The organism is Streptomyces sp. NPDC005799 (genome assembly GCF_040630525.1).
GTDB classification, from domain to species: Bacteria; Actinomycetota; Actinomycetes; order Streptomycetales; family Streptomycetaceae; genus Streptomyces; species Streptomyces griseorubiginosus_B.
Window position 1 is genome coordinate 48434 of record NZ_JBEXXQ010000060.1, and the last position, 17202, is coordinate 65635.

Here is a 17202-nt window from a genome sequence, read left to right on the forward strand (position 1 = left end):
CATGACGAAGATCGACACCAGCAGGCCGGAGAGCGTGCTGCCCACCCCCTCGCACACCGTGGGCCCCTTCTACGGATACGCGCTGCCCTTCACCGGCGGCGAGGAGATCGCGCCCGTCGGACACCCGGACACCGTCACCGTCCACGGGTACGTCCTGGACGGGGAGGGCGAGCCGCTGCCCGACGCCTTCGTCGAGCTGTGGGGCGCGGACCCCGACGGCAACGTGCCGACCACCGACGGCTCGATCCGCCGCGACCCGGCGACCGGCGGCTATCTGGGGCGCAACGGCGTGGAGTTCACCGGGTGGGGGCGTATCCAGACCGACGCGAACGGCCACTGGTACGCGCGCACCCTGCGGCCGGGCGCGCGTGGGCGCAGCGCCCCGTACATCAGCGTGTGCGTGTTCGCGCGCGGGCTGCTGGTGCACCTGTTCACCCGGATCTACCTGCCGGGCGACGAGACGGCGCTGGCGGCCGACCCGCTGCTGGCCGGGCTGGACGGTGCGCGACGCGACACGCTGATCGCGCGGGACGAGGCCAACGGGACCTACCGTTTCGACATCCGCCTTCAGGGCGAAGGCGAGACGGTCTTCCTGGAGTTCACGTGACCTCTGTCGATCCCGACGACACGGGCCTGCTCGCCCCCGGGTGGGCGGGCTCCCCGGCCGCCTCCGCGACCTCCGACACGGCCTGTCTGCAGGCCCTCCTCGACGCGGAGGCGGCCCTCACCCGCGCCCAGGCCTCGCTGGATCTCGCCCCGCACGAGGCGTCGGCGGCGGTGACCGAAGCGGCCGACGCCGGCCGCTTCGACCTGCGCTCCCTCGCCGGGCGCGCCCGCTCCGGCGGCAACCCGGTCATTCCGCTGGTCGCCGAACTGACGAAGGCCGTGGGCGAGGAGCACGGCCCCCACGTCCACCGGGGCGCGACCAGCCAGGACATCATGGACACGGCGTTGATGCTGGTCGCCGTGCGCACCCTGGACGTGGTCCTCGCCGACCTCGCCCGCACCGAGGAAGCCCTGGCCCGGCTCGCGGCCGGGCACCGCGACACCGCGCTGCCGGGACGCACGCTCACCCAGCACGCCGTACCGACCACGTTCGGGCTGAAGGCGGCCGGCTGGCGGTCACTGGTGCTCGACGCGCGGGACCGCGTCCGGACGGTACGGGACGGCCTGCCCGCCCAACTCGGCGGCGCGGCCGGAACCCTGGCCGCCTTCACCGCCTACGGCGCCGAGGACACCCGGGCGCTGACGGCCGCCTTCGCCCGCGAACTCGGCCTGCGGGAACCCCTTCTGCCCTGGCACACCCTGCGCACCCCGATCGCCGACCTCGCCGGCTGTCTGGCCTTCACGGCCGGGGCGCTGGGCAAGATCGCGGCGGATGTGCTCGTCCTCGGCCGCACCGAGATCGCCGAGGTCGCGGAGGGCAGCGGCGGCGGCTCGTCGGCCATGCCGCACAAGGCCAACCCCGTACGCTCCACGCTGATCGCGGCCGCCGCGCGACGGGCGCCCCTGCTCGCGGCCACGCTCTACGGTTCGATGGCCGCCGAGGACGAGCGGCCGGCCGGTGCCTGGCACGCCGAGTGGGAGCCGCTGCGCGATCTGCTGCGGCTGGTCGGCGGGGCCGCCCGGGACGCTGCCGAACTGGCCGAGGGGCTGCGGGTGAACGCCGACGCGATGCGTGAACACCTGGGCCTCACCCACGGGTTGATCGTCTCGGAGCGGCTGTCCGCCGAGCTGGCGCCGGTCCTGGGCCGCGCCCGTGCCAAATCCGTGCTGACGGAAGCCGCCCGGCGGACCTACACGGAGGGGCGTTCCCTGGGCGAACTCCTCGCCGAGGTGCCCGAGTTGAAGGGGGTCGACCTCACCGAGTCCGTCGATCCCGCCCGCTACACCGGCTCCGCCGGAGACCTCACCGACCGTGCCCTGGAGCGACGTTGACCGAGAAACTCCTCAATCACCGCACGGAGGGCGCCGCTTCCGCGCCCGCGCTGCTGCTCGGGCCCTCGCTCGGGACGTCGTACGCCCTGTGGGACAAGGTGGCGCCCGAGCTGTCCGTCAGCCACCGGGTGGTGCGCTGGGACCTGCCCGGGCACGGCGGTTCCGCGCCCGGGCTGATCGGTCCCGGCGCCACCGTCGGTGACCTCGCCGACCTGGTGCTCGCGCTCGCCGACTCGCTCGGCCTCGAACGGTTCGCCTACGCCGGTGTGTCGCTGGGCGGGGCCGTCGGTCTGCATCTCGCCGTACACCATCCGCAGCGGCTGTCGTCGCTGGCGGTGATCTGCTCCTCCGCCCACTTCAACGGCGCGGGGCCGTGGGAGGAGCGGGCCGAGCGGGTACGGCGGGAAGGACTGCAGTGGCTCGTGGAGAGCGCCCCGGCGCGCTGGTTCACATCCGGTTTCACCGTTCCCGAACTCGTCCGGGACCAGGGGGCCGCCGACCCCGGGGCGTACGCGGCCTGCTGTGACGCGCTGGCCGCCTTCGACCTGCGCGAACGGCTCGCCGACATCTCCGTGCCCACCCTGCTGATAGCCGGACGTGAGGACCGGGCGACCCCGCCGCCGCATCTGCGGGAGATCGCGGACGCCGTGTCCGGCTCCACTCTCGTCGAACTGCCGGGTGCCGGGCACCTCGCCCCCGCCCAGTGCCCCCGGGCCGTGCTGACGGCGCTGCGGGCCCACCTCGGCGGGGGCGCCGGTCGTGGCATGGAGGTGCGGCGGCAGGTGCTCGGGGACGCGCACGTGGACCGGGCGCAGGCCCGCCAGACGCCCTTCACCGCCCGCTTCCAGGACTTCATCTCCCGCTACGCCTGGGGCGAGATCTGGACCGACCCCACGCTCTCGCGCCGCGAGCGCAGCATGATCACGCTGACCGCGCTGGTCGCGCACGGCCACTACGACGAGCTCGCCATGCATGTCCGGGCGGCCCGGCGCAACGGGCTCACGCCTGAGGAGATCGGCGCGGTGCTGCTGCAGACGGCGGTGTACTGCGGGGTGCCCGCGGCCAACTCCGCCTTCGCGACGGCCCAGCGGGTGCTGGCCGAGGAGGACGACGACCGAGGGTGACCCTGCTGGTCGTAGCTCCAGCAGCACCTCGCACATGCCCCCGCCCCGTGCCTACGGTGGGGGCATGTCCACGATTCTCATCACCGGCGCCACCTCCGGTCTCGGCCGGTACGTCGCCTTCGAGCTGGTCCGCTCGGGCCATGTCGTCCTCGCGCACGGCCGCGATCCGGAGCGTACGGAGCGGCTGGTGGAGGAGCTGCGCACGGAGGGAGACGCCGAGGGCTTCGTCGCCGACCTCGCCTCGCTCGCGCAGGTCCGCGGGCTGGGGGCGCACGTGGCCGACGCGCACCCCGATCTGGACGTCCTGATCAACAACGCGGGCGTGGGCGCGGGCGCCCCCGGCACGGGCCGCGAGCTGAGCGTCGACGGGCACGAACTGCGGCTGGCGGTCAACTACTTGGCGCCCGTCGTCCTCACCCGGGCCCTGCTGCCGGTACTGCGCGCGAACACGCCCGCGCGGATCGTCAACGTCGGCTCGGTGGGCCAGGAACCGGTCGACTTCGACGACATCGAGTTCCGGCGCGGCTACGCCGGCTTCGCCGCGTACTGCCGCGCCAAGTTCGCCCTGGCCGCGCACACCTTCGCCCTGGCCGAGGAGCTGGCGGGCTCCGGGGTCGCGGTGAACGTGCTGCATCCGGCGACCTTCATGGACACGGCCATGGTCCGCGAGGGCGGCATCGCCCCCTGGAACACGGTCGCCGACGGCGCCCCCGGCGTCCTGTCCCTGGCCACCGAGGAGCGGGGCACGGGCGGCTACTTCGACGGCACGACACCGTCGCGGGCGCACGAGTCGACGTACGACCGGGAGGTGCACAAGCGTCTGTCGGCGGTCACGGACCAGCTGCTGGCGCTGTGACCTACCGGACCGCGTGCCCCGACTCCAGCGCCTGACGCGCCTGCGCCACCAGTCCGTCCGCCCCGCACGAACGGGCCAGCGCCAGACCCCGTTCGAGGTCGGCGTCCTGGCGCGCGACGATGCCGTACTCGATCCGGGCCGCCGCGTGCTCGTACTGGCACGGTGAGGCCTCCAGGTAGGCCACGGCCTGGGCTGCCAGCCGGACCGCACGCTGTCCGCTCTCCAGCGCCGCGGCACACCGGAGGGCCTCGCCGATCGCCGTGTCCGTGCCGAACCGCTCGGCCTGCCGCCGGGCGTCCGCGGCAAGCCCGGCGGCCCGGTCCCGATCCGCCGTGGCGAGGGCCCGCGCAAGGTCCAGCGCCCAGGGCACGATGACCGGGTTGTGCCGGCCCCGGGCGGCCGCAGCCTTCTGCGCCGCCTCCAGTTCGGCGATGCCGTCCTCGGTCCGGCCGACGGCGAGCAGCAGACGGCCCCGCACGGACCGTGAGTCCGGCATGGCGATCGTGGACGGGTACGGCGGCGCGAACCCGTACTGCTCGGCGATCTCCCACGCCTGCTCGACGTGTCCGCGGGCGAGCAGGGTGTCCACGAGGTTGCAGGTGGCGTTCCAGTACAACGGCAGCCCGCGGCCCACTCGTTCGGCGAGCCGCAGCGACTCCCGCAGGGATGCCTCGGCCTCGCGCAGGCGGCCGCGCCGTCGGTGGCCGAGGCCCACGCAGGCGTGCGCCAGGGCGAGGTGGCCGCCGCTCCAGCCGGCCGACTCGTAGGCGTGCAGGGCCTCGTTGTAGAGGCTGTCGGCGCGGTCGAGACGGTCGGTGAAGGCGTAGCAGTTGCCGAGCATCAGCAGCAGTTCGAAGCCCCACTCGGTGTCGGTCCAGCCGAGCCCCGGCGCGAGCCGGCCGTTGACCAGGGAGCGGTCGCAGAACTCGACGACCTCCTCGGCGCTCTGCCCCTGGATCAGGGCGTCGAAGCCGCGCAGCATCAGCAGGGCGCGCTCGGAGTTGTCGCGGCCGGCGCAGGTGCTGGCGAGTGCCGCCAGCCGCTCGGAGCGGTCCGGGGAGATGGCCTCGCCGACGTAGATGGCCTCCCACATGAAGTGCACGGCCTGCAGCCGCCGTTTGGCGGGCCCCTCCTCGTGCCGGGCGGCCTCCGCCTCGGCGGTGCGCACGGCCTCCTCCAACTGGTCGTTGTGCATGAGCGCCTGGGAGAGCCGGAAGACGGCGTCCACCCGCTCGTCGCCCTGGAGTCCGGGCATGGCGAGCGCGTTGCGGAGGTGGTCGATGGTGGTGGCGGGGGGCGCCGTGAGGAGGGTGGCGCAGCCGAGTTCGTAGAGGACGTGCGCGTGGACGTCCGGGGTGGGCGGTTCCAGCAGGGCGCGTTCCAGGCAGTGGCGGGCCGCGCCGGGGGCGCCGACGGCGAGGTGCTCGCGGGCAGCCTCGCGCAGTTGCGCGACGAGTTCCTCGTCGTCGTCCGGGTGGACCCGCAGCAGATGCCGGGAGGCCATGGCGGCGCCGAGGCCGGAGTCGCTGACGACCTGGGCGGCGATGCCGTGCATGGCGGTGCGCAGGGCGTCCGGGATGGAGTTGTAGACGGCGGAGGCGATCAGCGGGTGGACGAACTCCAGCTCCCCGCTGTCCCCTTGGGTGCCGGCGGGGTCGGGCGCGGTGAGGATGCGGGCGCCCTGCAGCAGTTGGGCGCAGCGCGCGGCGTCGTCGTGGTTCATGGTGGCGAGCCGGGCGACCAGGTCGACGGTGATGCCGGTGCCGAGGATGGCGGCCGCCCAGGCGAACCGGGTGGCGTCGATGCCCAGTTCCTCCAGGCGGGCGACGAGGCCGCCGCCGCGGGCCGAGCGGTTGAGCGCGCGCAGTTCGGCGGCGCCGGTCTCGGTCGGCTCCAGCTCGCTGTCGCGGACCTTGGCGAGGAGTTCGACGGTCTCGTACGGGTTGCCGCCGGTGACGGCCCACACCTCGCGGCAGAAGGGGGCGTCGGCGTGCGCGCCGAGAGTGGCGCGGGTGAGACCCGCGGTGGCCTCCGGGGTGAGGGCGTTCAGTACGGCGGCCGGGCTGGCCGCGGCGGCCACGTACTCCAGGTGGCGCGCGCTCTCACCGCTGACGTCGGCGGGCCGGCGCGCGACGACGACCAGCACCGACAGGTCCTCCAGTCGCTCGGCGAACGCGGCGAGCCAGCGCAGGGTCTCCTGGTCGGCCCAGTGCGCGTCGTCGATCAGCAGCACCAACGGCCAGTCGCGCCGGGCCAGTCGGCGGACGGCGGTGACCAGGCCGTCGTAGACGCCCTGCGGGTCGGCCTGGCGCTCCCCCGGTTCGGTGATGCCGAGGGCGGGGCCCGCGACGTCGTACCAGTCGCCGAGGTACTCGCGGGCCTCCTCGGGCATCAGCGAGATCAGCGCGGGCTGTAACAGCTGGCGCACCACGTTGAAGGGGACGGACCTGAGGGTCTCCGCGCCGCGGGCCGACCAGACGGCGCAGCCGCGCTGTTCGGCGATGCACCGGGTCTCGGCCAGCAGCCGGGTCTTGCCCAGGCCCGCCTCGCCCCGGATCACCAGCAGGCCGCCCGGGGAGGAACGGTCGGCGCACAGGGTGTCCACCGCCCGTTCGACGGCGGCGATCTCCTCTTCGCGCTCCCACAGGGCGGCCGAGGCGGCCCCCATGGGCCGTGCCTCCGTCATCCCGCTACCTCCCCAAGTCGCCCGAACGACGTACCGAGGTCGAGCCTAGCCGTCGTCATGGGCGAGCGGAGCCCGGTCGGGCCACCAGTTCCCGTGACGGGTGACACCGGTCGCTGCGGGTCGACGCACCAGGGCTGTGAGCTGCCGCCGGGGTGCCTCACGGGGAGGCGGTGGAGCGAAGGCCGGATCCTCTCATCCCGCTTTCACCGACGCCTCATACGGTGGGGGCATGACGCAGGTGACTCCTCCCGGGTGGTATCCCGATCCGGGGCAGACGAGTGAGGGTCCCGCCGCCGAGCGCTGGTGGGACGGCAAGGCATGGACGGACCGGACCCGACCCGTGGGCTCGGCCGCCGTATGGGGTCCCGCGGCGCAGTCGCCGACGGCCGGGGCGGATCCGGCGTACGCGGCGTATCCCGCCTATCCGGTGTACCCCGCGCACCCGCCGGCCGCCCCGAAGCGCGGTCTGCGCACGGGCATAGCCGTCGCCGTGGCCGCGGCGGTGCTCGCCAGTATCGGGGTGGGCGTGTGGGCGCTGACCGACAACGGTGGCTCGAACGGCAACGCCGGCTCCCAGCAGGGTCCGGGCGGGCAGGGCGGATTCGGCGGGCAGGGCGGCCCGTTCGGCGGCAATGGCGGCGGCTCCGGAGGTTCGGGCGGCTCGGGTGGTTCGGGCGGCTCGGGTGGTTCGGGCGGCGACGGCGGTCAGTCGCCCGCGCCCGGGCAGTCGGAGGCGCCGAAGATCACCAGTGGTTCGGTGGCCGACCCGATCAGCGGGATCAGCCTGCCCATTCCGGACGGCTGGTACGGGCAGCAGATCCAGGTGGGCGCCTCGGTCACGTCCGACGCCTCCTACAAGTGCCCGGGCGACACCGCCCAGACCTGCACGAAGGGCGGTGCGTACTCGGCACCGGCCTCCGTGCTCAAGACGGCCGGCAGCACGGCCGAGACGGTGGCGAAGGCCGACATCGCGGCGAACGCCAAGGAGTCCTACGGCGGCACGACCTACGGCTCCATCACCTCGCACGACGTGCTCGAGTCCAAGGCCGTGACCGTGGCCGGGCAGAAGGGCTATCTGGTCCGCTGGAAGGCGGTCACCAGCAAGGGCGCCGACGGCTACGTCGAGTCGCTCGCCTTCCCCTCGCCCGCGAACCCCTCGGAGATCGTCGTGGTCCGCTTCGGCGTCGACGTCGGCCAGAAGGAGTCCGTCATCGACGACATCACCAAGGGCATCAAGGTGTCCACCGGCGGCGGGGACGGCCACAACGTCTGACCCCGGCCCCCGGACCGGACAGCGGGTCGGCCGGGTGGGGCTCCCCTCCGCTCAAGGAGGAGCCCCACCCGGCCGGGGGGTGCGCGCCGCCCCCGTCCCCACGGTGCGGCGCGGCCAGGCCACTATCCAGTCATCCCGCGGACAGCGGCCTGCGTCTCAGGTCAGTCCCAGGGCCGGCAGCACGGCGGCCTCGACGAAGCAGACCAGGTAGTCGGGGTCGGCGTACCCGTCGCCCAGGATCGGGCGGACCCGCACGATGCCGAACATCTGGGCGGGGATGTACTCGAGGGCCGGGTTGTCGGCGGACACCTCACCGCGCTCGACGCCGCGCCGCAGCAGCTCCCGCAGCGCCTCGATCTCCGGAAAGACCAGCGCCTCCCGCAGCGCCCGGGCCAGCTCCTCGTCCTGGGTGACGGCGTGGCCGAGGGCCTGCAGCAGCTTGGTGTCCGTGTTGGCCCAGCGCCCGATCGCGCGGGCGGCCTCGCGCAGGTCCTCCGCGAGCGACCCGGTGTCGATGCCGCCGAGGCGCTTGCTGCGCCGGGAGCGCAGGGCGGCCACCACGAACTGGGGCTTGGTCTTCCACTGCCGGTACAGCGTGGACTTGCTGCACCGCGTGCTGGCGGCCACGCCCTCCATGGTCACGGCCTCGTACCCGCACTCGCGGATCTGCTCGAGCACGGCGTCGAAGAACTCCTGCTCACGCTCCGGCGTGATCTTGGAGCGGCGCGAGGCGACCGTCTCCGGTCCGTCCGCGGCCTGCGACGTCATGTGCCCTTCTCCTTCGTCTCAAGCGGTGTGCCGAGTCCGGCTCTCGAGCGGTTCCTTATCCCCGCTTTATTCCCGGGATCCAGTGTGGCGTTCCTCAATCGATACGCCAGTGTACCGGAACGCCTTAGTATCGGTACACTCCCGTATCGGAACGCTTTCGTTTCGGCACGGACGCGTACCGATGAGTTCGGGCCACGACAGCGGTCTCGACTCCTGCCAGCACACCGCACCACCGTCAGCGAAGGGGCCGGGGGATGAATGCCCGCACCGAGCCTGCAGAAGGAGAGACCGGCGCCATAGCCCGGCCTCCGGTCGTCCGTGAGCTCCTGCTCGTCGCAGGGCTCTTCCTCGTGTACAAGTTCGGCCGTCAGCTGGCGACCGGCCACACCGGCGAGGCCCTGCACAACGCCCGCCGCGTGTGGGACTTCGAACGAGCGGTCCATCTGCCCGGCGAGGGCTCGGTGCAGTCCCTGCTGCTGCACGGCGACACCCTGGCGCGCATCGCCAACACCTACTACGCGACCGTCCATTTCCCCGCCACCGTGGCCTTCCTGGTCTGGCTCTACCTCCGGCGCCCGGCGCACTACGTCTGGGCCCGCAGGGCGCTCGCCACCGTGACCTCGGCGGCCCTGGTGCTGCCCTTCGTGTTCCCGCTGGCCCCGCCGCGCATGCTGGCCGCCACCGGCCTCGTCGACACCGCGCACGTGTACGGCCCCTCGGTCTACGGCCCACCCTCTTCCGACCACCTCTCCAACCAGTTCGCGGCGATGCCCTCGCTGCACTTCGGCTGGGCCCTGATGGTGGCGGTCGGCCTGATCACGGCGACCAGGTCCCGCTGGCGCTGGCTCTGGCTGCTGCACCCACTGGTCACCCTGCTGGTCATCGTCGGCACCGCCAACCACTACTGGCTCGACGCGATCGTGGCGACCGCGATGCTCGGCGCCGCGCTCGCTCTCATCCACCGTCCCCACCGCACGACCACCACAGCCGGGCGCGGCGCCGAACAGCTCGCGCCCGTGGCCGAGGACAACGTCCTGGTGGGAGCGGGCCGATGACCGCCACCCTCGTCGCCGTCGCGCTGTCCCTGGTCTCCGCCGTCGCCTACGCGGCCGCGGCCGTCGCCCAGGAACGGCTCGCCGCCCGCAACTCCGACACCGGCATGCTGCGTCTGCTGGGCGCGGGCGCCTGGTGGGCGTCGGTCGGTCTCAACGCCGGCGCGGCCCTGCTGCACGTGGTCGCCCTCAAGTACGGCCCGCTGACCGTCGTACAGCCGCTCGGCGCGCTCACCCTGGTCGCCGCGGTGCCGATGGGGGCGCGGGTCGCCGGCCGCGAGGTGAGCACGAGCGAGTGGCGGGGTACTGCGCTCACCCTCGCCGGACTGGCCGCGCTGCTGGTCACCGCGTCCGGCTCGGCGCCCGCACAGGTGCTGAGCCTGACGGAGGCGGTGGCGGTCGCGGGCGCCACCGCCGCCCTGATCGGCCTGCTGGCCCGTCCGGGAGCCCGCCCGGGCCTCCGCCACGCCACGGCCTCCGGCTTCGCCTCCGGCGTGGCCTCGGCGCTCACCCAGACGGTGACGGTCGCGGCGACCGACCACTCGGGTCCGGTGCTGAGCCTGCGGGTCGTCCTGGTGGCGGTCCTGGTGGCCGCGTTCGCGGTGGGCGGCCTGCTTCTGTCGCAGACCGCCTACAAGGGCGGTCTCGGCGCTCCCCTCGCGGTGGTGACCCTGTCCAACCCGGTGGCGGCCGCGGTGATCGGCCTCACCCTGCTGGGCCAGGGCCTGCGCGGCGGCGTGGCGGGTGTGCTGCTGGGCCTGGCGGGCGCGGCGCTCGCGTCGTGGGGGGTCGTGCTCCTGACCCGCGTGGCGCCGGTGGCGCCGGTCGCGTCGGTCACCTCGGTCGCGTCGGAAGAGGAACACCCGGTGGCGGCGGTCCTGGCCCTCAAGCCGGAGACGGCCACCCTCGAACCGGCCCTGGTGCCCCGGCAGTCGGTCGACCCGGGGCACCTCACCTCGCTCTGACAGCCGTCAGCCGAGGCCCCGGGAGTCCTGCTTCAGCGCCGTGTCGACGGTCAGCGCCGTCGCCACGACCAGGCTCAGGAGCGGCTCGGGCAACTGGTAGTGGATCTGCAGCACATAGTTGTCCGCGGTGGTGAACATCGTCTTGGCGAGCCCCTCCCACGTCTTCGTGATCCGGGCGACCTCGTTCTCCGCGTGGTCGACGATCGCGAAGTTCCAGGCCCGCCAGTTCTCCGCCTTGATCGCGCCGACCTGCTGCCCGTCGACGGTCATCGCGAAGTTGATCTTCCCGATCATGTTCTGCTGGACGATCTCACCGACCGGCGAACCGTCCGGACGGGACACGATCACCCGGGACTTGAAGACCTTCGCGGGCCGGGTCAGCACCAACTGCGGCTGCCCGTGGGCGTCCCGGATCTCCAGCCGGTGCGTCATGAACTGATCGAGGCTGGAGACGAACCGCGCCACCTTCTTCAGCGCGCTCTGCCCGACCTCGGTCACCGAGCCGATCTGGTGGCCGTTCTGATCCATGACCGTGTACTCGTTGGTCAGCTCGATCAGCTTGGCCTTCTGGTTGACCACCAGAACCGGCTCGGAGAACAGGGTGCCGCCACCGGGGCCGCCCGCGGCGACCCCGGCCTGCTGCTGCACCTGACGCTGCACCCGCGGATCGGGCCCCGCGGGCTGCTGCGGCACCTGCTGCTGTGGCACCTGTTGGTGCGGCACCTGCTGCTGTGGCACCTGCTGGGCAGCGGCGTGCTGCGGGGCCTGCTGCTGGTCCGCGTGCGTGTGCTGGGTCCACTGCGCGCCGTCCCAGTACCGGAGGGTCTGGGACGCACCGTGCGGATCCGGGTACCAGCCTGCAGGAGTGTTCGAATGCGTGGTCACCGGGGCACACTACCCCGGGCGCACCGGCATCTGACCAGACCTCGCGGCACGCCCTGCATCACCCTTTACCTGTCTGCCACCGCCCGTTCGCCTACGCGGTGAGGATCGCCGGGTCGCTCACGCCCGGACGCCCGTTCTCGACATGGCCCGCGAACCGCCGTACGAACGCCGGGTCCGCCTCGGAGGTGGCGGTGAGGTCGTACCAGCGCCGGCTCGCCTTGAGGTCGACGCCGTGCCTCACCGTGGCGCCGGGCCGCACGGTGACGACCTGCGACTTGTGGCCGTAACCGCCGCTCAGCCGCAACCGGACGGTGCCGGAACCCTTGTTGGTGAAGGTGAGTTCGAGGTCGTCCCCGAGGTGGCGGGCGGTGACCTCGGGTCCGGCGGTCTTGTTGACGCCCTTGAAGGCGCGCAGGAAGCCGTTGGGGCCGTGCACCGTCAGGTCGTAAGAGCCGCTGGAGTACGCCGAGTTCCAGGTGTCCGCGACGGACTTGCCGGCCTCGGTGGTGTAACTCCAGGGACCGTCCGTGCGGTTGCCGGAGGTCACCAGGAAGGCGGCGCCCGCCTTCGCCCCCGAGGCGAAGGTGAGGGTGAACTTCCCGGCGGCAGCGTCGACCGAACCGTCCACATGGGGCGCGTACTTGAGCGGACGTGCCGGGCGCAGGCCGCGCTCCTGCCGGGGCAGGGAGCCCTTGGCCGGCGGGGTCGGCACATAGTCGGGGTGGCGGTTCTTGTCCGGCGGCTGGTAGCCGTCGGTGCCCGGCAGGGCGACCGGCTTGGTGTCCTTGTGGGAGAAGTCGAACGCCGAGGTCAGATCGCCGCACACGGCGCGGCGCCAGGGCGAGATGTTCGGCTCGTGCACACCGAAGCGGCGCTCCATGAACCGGATGATCGAGGTGTGGTCCATCGTCTCGGAGCAGACGTAGCCGCCCTTGCTCCAGGGCGAGACGACAAGCATCGGCACCCGCTGGCCGAGGCCGTAGGGGCCGGCCGGGTGGCTGCCGTCGCCCTTGAACAGGTCCGGGCCCACGTCGACGGTCGACTTGCCCTGGGCGGCCGAGCCCGGCGCGTAGGGCGGGATCAGGTGGTCGAAGAAGCCGTCGTTCTCGTCGTAGGTGATGAACAGCGCGGTCTTCGCCCAGACCTTCGGGTCGGCGGTGAGCGCGTCCAGGACCTGGGAGACGTACCAGGCTCCGTAGTTCGCGGGCCAGTTGGGGTGCTCGGTGAAGGCCTCGGGGGCCACTATCCAGGAGATCTGCGGTAGCTTGCCGCCCTTGACGTCGGCCTTGAGCTGGTCGAAGAAGCCCTCGCCCTTGGTCGCGTCGGTGCCGGTGCGGGCCTTGTCGTACAGCGGGTCGCCGGGCCCCGCGTTCTGGTACTGCTTGAAGTAAAGCAGCGAGTTGTCGCCGTAGTTGCCGCGGTAGGCGTCCTGGATCCAGCCCCAGCCGCCGGCCGCGTCGAGGCCGTCTCCGACGTCCTGGTAGATCTTCCAGGAGACGCCGGCCTTCTCCAGGCGCTCCGGGTAGGTGGTCCAGCCGTAGCCGGCCTCGTCGTTGCCGAGGACCGGGCCGCCGCCCTGGCCGTCGTTGCCCGTGTAACCGGTCCACATGTAGTACCGGTTGGGGTCGGTCGAGCCGATGAACGAGCAGTGGTAGGCGTCGCAGATGGTGAAGGAGTCGGCGAGGGCGTAGTGGAACGGGATGTCCTCGCGGGTCAGGTACGCCATGGTCGTGGAGCCCTTGGAGGGCACCCATTTGTCGTACTTGCCGCCGTCGAAGGCGGCGTGTCCGTCGTTCCAGCCGTGCGGGAGGTCCTGGATGAACGCCATGCCCAGGTCGTCGGCGTCGGGGTGGAACGGCGGGATCTCCTTGCCGCTCGCGTCCTGCTGGTACCAGACGGACTTGCCGTTCGGCCAGGTCACCGGGCGCGGGTCACCGAAGCCGCGGACGCCTCTGAGTGAACCGAAGTAGTGGTCGAAAGAACGGTTCTCCTGCATCAGGACGACGATGTGCTCGACGTCCTCGATGGACCCCGTGCGGTGGTTCGCGGGCAGCGCGGCGGCGCGCTCGATGCTGTTGGACAGGGCGGTGAAGGCGGTGGTCGCGCCCGCGAGTTGCAGGAATCGGCGCCGATTTACTTCGGGCATGGGTGAGTGCCTCTCATCCTGGGTGCGGATGGCCGGAACGTGACGGATTGCGCGCGGTGCGAGTGTTCCAAGAGCAACAAACGTCAGGGAAGGGTCCGGTGGCGTCCGTGTGAAAGTCGTCAGTACGAGAGGTGATGCGCGACGGGCCCGCCGACGGGAGACCGGCGGGCCGGGGTCTGTCGTCGTCAGCTGATGAAGGAACCCGGGGCGCAGGCGCTGGAGCCAGGAGGAGTCCTTCGGCCTGCAACTGGAGCTGGGCCACCCGGACCGGACGATCGCTCCCCTGCTCGCGCACGTCGCCACCCACCCTGCGGGCGCGCCCGCGGGGTCAGTTGATGACCGCGCCGGTGCGCACCTGCCGGGTGTCAGACGCCCTGCGTACCTACCGGGAGGGCCGCGAGGTCCTGCGCGAGGAGCTGGGCATCCCCCCTGGCCGCAACTGCGGGCGCTGCAGAGGGCGGTCCTGACCAACGATCCCGCGCTCCTGGGCACCGGTTCCCGGAGTACGGCGGCCCACCGGGCCGTACGTCCGAAGCCCCGGGAGACCGCGAGAGGGACGGACCCCGGTACCGCGCCCACGGCCCGCCCCGTCCCGTCTCCCGCCGGACATCGCCGACTTCGTGGGCCCCTCGGAGCGGATCGACCGGGCCGCCTCGCTGCTGCGCGGCGTCGACGACGCCGGCCGCACCACCCCGCCCATCGGCGTCGTCTCCGGACGGTCGGGCACGGGGAAGACCGCCCTCGCCGTGCACGTCGGCCACCGCACGGCCGAACTCTTCCCGGACGGGCGGCTGTGGTTGGACCTGCGGGCGGCCGACACCGCACCGCTGAAGCCCGCCGTCGCCCTCGGCCGGCTGCTGCGCGCCATGGGCGCCGAACCGGAGACGCTGCCGTCCTCGGTCGAGGAGTTGACCGGGCTGTACCGCACGCACATCGCGCACCGGCGTGTTCTGCTGATCCTCGACAACGCGGCCGGCGAGGCACCCGTGCGGCCCCTGCTGCCGCCGGGCCCCGGCTCCGCCGTGCTCGTCACCAGCCGCCGCCGACTGGTCGCGCTGGAGGACGCCACCCACCTGGACCTCACCGTGCCTGAGCGGGCCGAGGCGCTCGAACTGCTCCGGCGCGTGGCAGGGCCGGAGCGTACCGACGCCGAGCCGGAGCGGGCCGCCGAGATCGTCTCGCTGTGCGGGCGGCTGCCGCTGGCCGTCAGGATCGCCGGGGCGCGCCTCGCGGCCCGTCCACACCGGATCCCCGGCCAACTCGCCGGCCGGCTGCGGGACGTGCGGCGCCGACTCCCGTCGGGCGGAAACACGCCGTTCCATACGTGCGGGACGGGTGTGCGCACGCACAGCGAGCCGAACGTCAACGCCGGCGTCGTCGATTACTTCACGCAGCCCACGACGGTCAACGTGGTCTGCCGGGCGCACGCCCAGGAGGTGGCCGCGGACGGCTACACCAACGACGCCTGGGCGAAACTGACCGCCGGTTCCTGGCTGACCAACATCTACATCAAGGGCCCTACCTGGCTCCCCGGCGTCCCCACCTGCTGATCGGGCACGACCGGCGACGGCCGACCGACCGCGAGCCTCATCCCGGCGACCACGGGACGAGGCTCGCACCGCACCGGATCAGTCCTTGCGGCGGCAGGCCAGCCACACCAGGACGGCCGCGCCGGCGGCCGCCAGCAGCAGGTTGCGGTTGTCGCGCGCCAGTCGCGCTCCCTGAGCGGTGGTGTGCTGTACCTGTTCGGGTGCCTTGTCGTGCCAGACCTGGCCGGCCTGGGCGGCCTTGGCGCGGGCTTGTCCGGCGGCCTGGGCGGCCTTGTCCTTCACCGGGTCGGGCAGCTTGTCCTGTGCCTGGTGGGCCAGGTCGGCGGCCTTGGTCTTCAGCTCGCCCGCCCTGGCCGTGGCCTGTTCCCTGACCGCGGTGGCCTTCTCCTGGGCCCGTGTCCTGACATCGGCCTTGGCGGCGAGCGCCTCGACGGTCTCGCCGAGCTCCGCGCGGGTCTGCTCCACCTGTTCGCGCAGTTCCTCGGGACCGGCGGCCGTGGGCTCGTCGTGGGGTGGCTGGGTCATCGCTGAGCGCTCTCCTTGATCTCGGCCACGTCGGCCTCCACGTTCTCGATCGTCTGCTCGGGCGTGGGCGGCGCGGCCTGGCCCACCTCTTTCTTCCCGCCGAGGACCAGCACCGCGGCGATCACGGCCAGAGCGGCGGTGACGATGAGCGCGGCGGCCCACACGGGGAGGGGTACGGCCAGCGCCGCGATGACGGTGGCCACCAGGGCCTCCAGCATCAGAAAACCGACCACACCGGCACCGCCGAACAGACCGCCGCCCTTGCCGTAGCGTTTGCCCTTCTCCTTCATCTCCGCCTGCGCCAGGCGCATTTCACCCCGCACCAGCTCCGTCAGCTGCTGCGAGGCCCGTTGCACCAGCTCGCTCACCGGCTCCTGGCCGGAGGGGTACGCGCCGTGGTCCGGCCCGGGCGCGGATCGCTGGGTGCTCGACACGGCCGTCACCTCCCGTCGCTCTCGTCCTGGGGCCGGGGGATCGGCCCTTTTCACTCGCGCGCGAGTACCCGGAAGACCGCAGTTCACAGACGAGTGGTGTCGACCGGATGGGAGGCCCTGGGAACCGTCGTCGAATGGGAGCAGCGTTACCGCCGTGGTTCCGGGGCGTCGTAAAACGCTTGCCGCCCGTAGTAAACCCTCATTAGCGTCTTCGGTCGTGGAGATAGAGGTCAGAGAGGTGCCGGTCGGTGGCCTTGCCGGCGATCCGGTGTGGCCGTTGATCGATGAGCTCGGACAGGGCGACTGGGTGCGGTTTGCCGCCGGCTTCCATCTGAGTTCGCACCTGCTGGCCGCGGGACCGCAGGATGGCCCGCCCGTCGGATTCTGCCGTTACGTGGTCCAGCCCATCGGCCCTGACACAGGCTGCCCACCGGTCACCCTCGACGGACAGGTGGTGGCAGAGGCGAAGATCCTCGCCTTCGGCGTGCAGGAGCGGTCGCGCCGGACGGGCGTGGGTACGGCCTTGCAGCGCGCGGTCATCGAGGCGGCGGGGGCGAAAGGATGCCACCAGGTCAGATCGCACAGCGCCGGCGAGAACACGGGAAATCACCGCCTCAAGCTGCGGCTCGGCTTCGCTGTGCACCCCGTCGTGCGCGACGACGACCACAAGGGCTGCTACTTTCTGCTTCCGCTGGCCCCACCCGCGGGCCCGACAACGGCACCACGGCCCCCGGCATGACCGCTCTCACCAGGCGTTTTCCAGGCGCTCTTCCGTGACGCGGAAGCCGTGTTGCGCCCCCCGGGCGGCCCGTCCCGACGATGTGGCCATCACCCAGAGACGGGAGCCGCATCCATGCCGCACGTGACCGCCTTCGCCAAGAACCGTGTTACAGCTGACGCACCTTTCTGGTCCGAAAATGAAGCATGACCCCTGGTCACCGCAGTGGTGACTGTGATGTGGTCATGCCGCTTCGATGGGGTCGAAGCGGACGGTGAAGCC

The 17202-nt window shown here is 72.5% G+C and carries 16 protein-coding genes; 10 read left to right on the forward strand and 6 right to left on the reverse strand.

What is annotated here, in order from left to right; all coding sequences use genetic code 11:
• Nucleotide 1: 1 nt before the first annotated feature.
• The 4 genes from pcaG to ABZ453_RS41345 all read left to right on the forward strand — a co-directional run bounded on the left by pcaG (nt 2) and on the right by ABZ453_RS41345 (nt 3918).
• Nucleotides 2–607, forward strand: coding sequence for a protocatechuate 3,4-dioxygenase subunit alpha (gene pcaG / locus ABZ453_RS41330; protein ID WP_359023635.1), 606 nt, complete (start codon nt 2–4; stop codon nt 605–607).
• A complete protein-coding gene (gene pcaB, locus ABZ453_RS41335; RefSeq protein ID WP_359023637.1) occupies nt 604–1938 on the forward strand; it encodes a 3-carboxy-cis,cis-muconate cycloisomerase in 1335 nt (444 codons plus the stop codon). The genes pcaG and pcaB overlap by 4 nt, the downstream gene beginning before the upstream one ends.
• Nucleotides 1935–3062, forward strand: a complete 1128-nt coding sequence (gene pcaD / locus ABZ453_RS41340; protein WP_359023639.1) for a 3-oxoadipate enol-lactonase — start codon at nt 1935–1937, stop codon at nt 3060–3062. The genes pcaB and pcaD overlap by 4 nt, the downstream gene beginning before the upstream one ends.
• Nucleotides 3063–3126: 64 nt before the next feature.
• Nucleotides 3127–3918 carry an SDR family NAD(P)-dependent oxidoreductase gene (locus tag ABZ453_RS41345; protein WP_359023641.1) on the forward strand — a complete coding sequence of 264 codons (792 nt, stop codon included), beginning with the start codon at nt 3127–3129 and terminating at the stop codon, nt 3916–3918.
• 1 nt (nt 3919) lies between these two features.
• On the opposite strand, the gene ABZ453_RS41350 is transcribed toward ABZ453_RS41345, so the two are convergent.
• Nucleotides 3920–6604 (reverse strand): AAA family ATPase, encoded by a 2685-nt coding sequence (locus tag ABZ453_RS41350; RefSeq protein ID WP_359023643.1) that lies wholly within the window; start codon nt 6602–6604, stop codon nt 3920–3922.
• A 229-nt stretch (nt 6605–6833) separates the two neighbouring features.
• On the opposite strand from ABZ453_RS41350, the gene ABZ453_RS41355 reads away from it, so the two are divergent.
• Nucleotides 6834–7877, forward strand: coding sequence for a DUF2510 domain-containing protein (locus ABZ453_RS41355; RefSeq protein ID WP_359023645.1), 1044 nt, complete (start codon nt 6834–6836; stop codon nt 7875–7877).
• A gap of 156 nt (nt 7878–8033) precedes the next feature.
• Here ABZ453_RS41355 and ABZ453_RS41360 read toward each other — a convergent pair whose 3' ends face one another.
• Complete coding sequence (locus ABZ453_RS41360) at nt 8034–8645, reverse strand: TetR/AcrR family transcriptional regulator (RefSeq protein ID WP_359023647.1); 612 nt, start codon at nt 8643–8645, stop codon at nt 8034–8036.
• Nucleotides 8646–8899: 254 nt separating this feature from the next.
• Between ABZ453_RS41360 and ABZ453_RS41365 the strand changes: the two genes are divergently transcribed.
• Together ABZ453_RS41365 and ABZ453_RS41370 are read left to right on the forward strand one after the other, a co-directional pair.
• Entirely contained in the window at nt 8900–9700 is an 801-nt protein-coding gene (locus ABZ453_RS41365; protein ID WP_359023649.1) for a phosphatase PAP2 family protein, read from the forward strand.
• Nucleotides 9697–10662: a hypothetical protein gene (locus ABZ453_RS41370; RefSeq protein ID WP_359023650.1), complete on the forward strand. Its 966-nt coding sequence runs from the start codon at nt 9697–9699 to the stop codon at nt 10660–10662. The genes ABZ453_RS41365 and ABZ453_RS41370 overlap by 4 nt, the downstream gene beginning before the upstream one ends.
• Nucleotides 10663–10668: 6 nt before the next feature.
• Here ABZ453_RS41370 and ABZ453_RS41375 read toward each other — a convergent pair whose 3' ends face one another.
• Together ABZ453_RS41375 and ABZ453_RS41380 are read right to left on the reverse strand one after the other, a co-directional pair.
• Nucleotides 10669–11547: a phospholipid scramblase-related protein gene (locus ABZ453_RS41375; protein ID WP_359023652.1), complete on the reverse strand. Its 879-nt coding sequence runs from the start codon at nt 11545–11547 to the stop codon at nt 10669–10671.
• Between the two features lie 91 nt (nt 11548–11638).
• Nucleotides 11639–13693, reverse strand: coding sequence for a phosphocholine-specific phospholipase C (locus ABZ453_RS41380; protein WP_359023653.1), 2055 nt, complete (start codon nt 13691–13693; stop codon nt 11639–11641).
• Nucleotides 13694–14028: 335 nt separating this feature from the next.
• On the opposite strand from ABZ453_RS41380, the gene ABZ453_RS41385 reads away from it, so the two are divergent.
• Nucleotides 14029–14160, forward strand: a complete 132-nt coding sequence (locus ABZ453_RS41385) for a BTAD domain-containing putative transcriptional regulator (protein ID WP_359023655.1) — start codon at nt 14029–14031, stop codon at nt 14158–14160.
• A 153-nt stretch (nt 14161–14313) separates the two neighbouring features.
• Complete coding sequence (locus ABZ453_RS41390) at nt 14314–15243, forward strand: NB-ARC domain-containing protein (protein ID WP_359023656.1); 930 nt, start codon at nt 14314–14316, stop codon at nt 15241–15243.
• Nucleotides 15244–15321: 78 nt separating this feature from the next.
• Here the strand turns inward: ABZ453_RS41390 and ABZ453_RS41395 are convergent, their stop codons facing one another.
• Together ABZ453_RS41395 and ABZ453_RS41400 are read right to left on the reverse strand one after the other, a co-directional pair.
• Nucleotides 15322–15768, reverse strand: a complete 447-nt coding sequence (locus ABZ453_RS41395) for a DUF3618 domain-containing protein (RefSeq protein WP_359023657.1) — start codon at nt 15766–15768, stop codon at nt 15322–15324.
• Nucleotides 15765–16136, reverse strand: a complete 372-nt coding sequence (locus ABZ453_RS41400; protein ID WP_359023661.1) for a phage holin family protein — start codon at nt 16134–16136, stop codon at nt 15765–15767. The genes ABZ453_RS41395 and ABZ453_RS41400 overlap by 4 nt, the downstream gene beginning before the upstream one ends.
• Nucleotides 16137–16440: 304 nt before the next feature.
• Between ABZ453_RS41400 and ABZ453_RS41405 the strand changes: the two genes are divergently transcribed.
• Complete coding sequence (locus ABZ453_RS41405; RefSeq protein WP_359023658.1) at nt 16441–16941, forward strand: GNAT family N-acetyltransferase; 501 nt, start codon at nt 16441–16443, stop codon at nt 16939–16941.
• The last annotated feature ends 261 nt before the right edge of the window (nt 16942–17202 follow it).

Coding starts and splice junctions, on each gene's coding strand:
- ABZ453_RS41365 (WP_359023649.1), top strand. CDS start 8,900: ATGAATGCCCGCACCGAGCCTGCAGAAGGAGAGACCGGCGCCATAGCC.
- ABZ453_RS41380 (WP_359023653.1), bottom strand. CDS start 13,693: ATGCCCGAAGTAAATCGGCGCCGATTCCTGCAACTCGCGGGCGCGACC.
- ABZ453_RS41355 (WP_359023645.1), top strand. CDS start 6,834: ATGACGCAGGTGACTCCTCCCGGGTGGTATCCCGATCCGGGGCAGACG.
- ABZ453_RS41395 (WP_359023657.1), bottom strand. CDS start 15,768: ATGACCCAGCCACCCCACGACGAGCCCACGGCCGCCGGTCCCGAGGAA.
- ABZ453_RS41350 (WP_359023643.1), bottom strand. CDS start 6,604: ATGACGGAGGCACGGCCCATGGGGGCCGCCTCGGCCGCCCTGTGGGAG.
- ABZ453_RS41345 (WP_359023641.1), top strand. CDS start 3,127: ATGTCCACGATTCTCATCACCGGCGCCACCTCCGGTCTCGGCCGGTAC.
- ABZ453_RS41360 (WP_359023647.1), bottom strand. CDS start 8,645: ATGACGTCGCAGGCCGCGGACGGACCGGAGACGGTCGCCTCGCGCCGC.
- ABZ453_RS41370 (WP_359023650.1), top strand. CDS start 9,697: ATGACCGCCACCCTCGTCGCCGTCGCGCTGTCCCTGGTCTCCGCCGTC.
- ABZ453_RS41385 (WP_359023655.1), top strand. CDS start 14,029: ATGACCGCGCCGGTGCGCACCTGCCGGGTGTCAGACGCCCTGCGTACC.
- pcaG (WP_359023635.1), top strand. CDS start 2: ATGACGAAGATCGACACCAGCAGGCCGGAGAGCGTGCTGCCCACCCCC.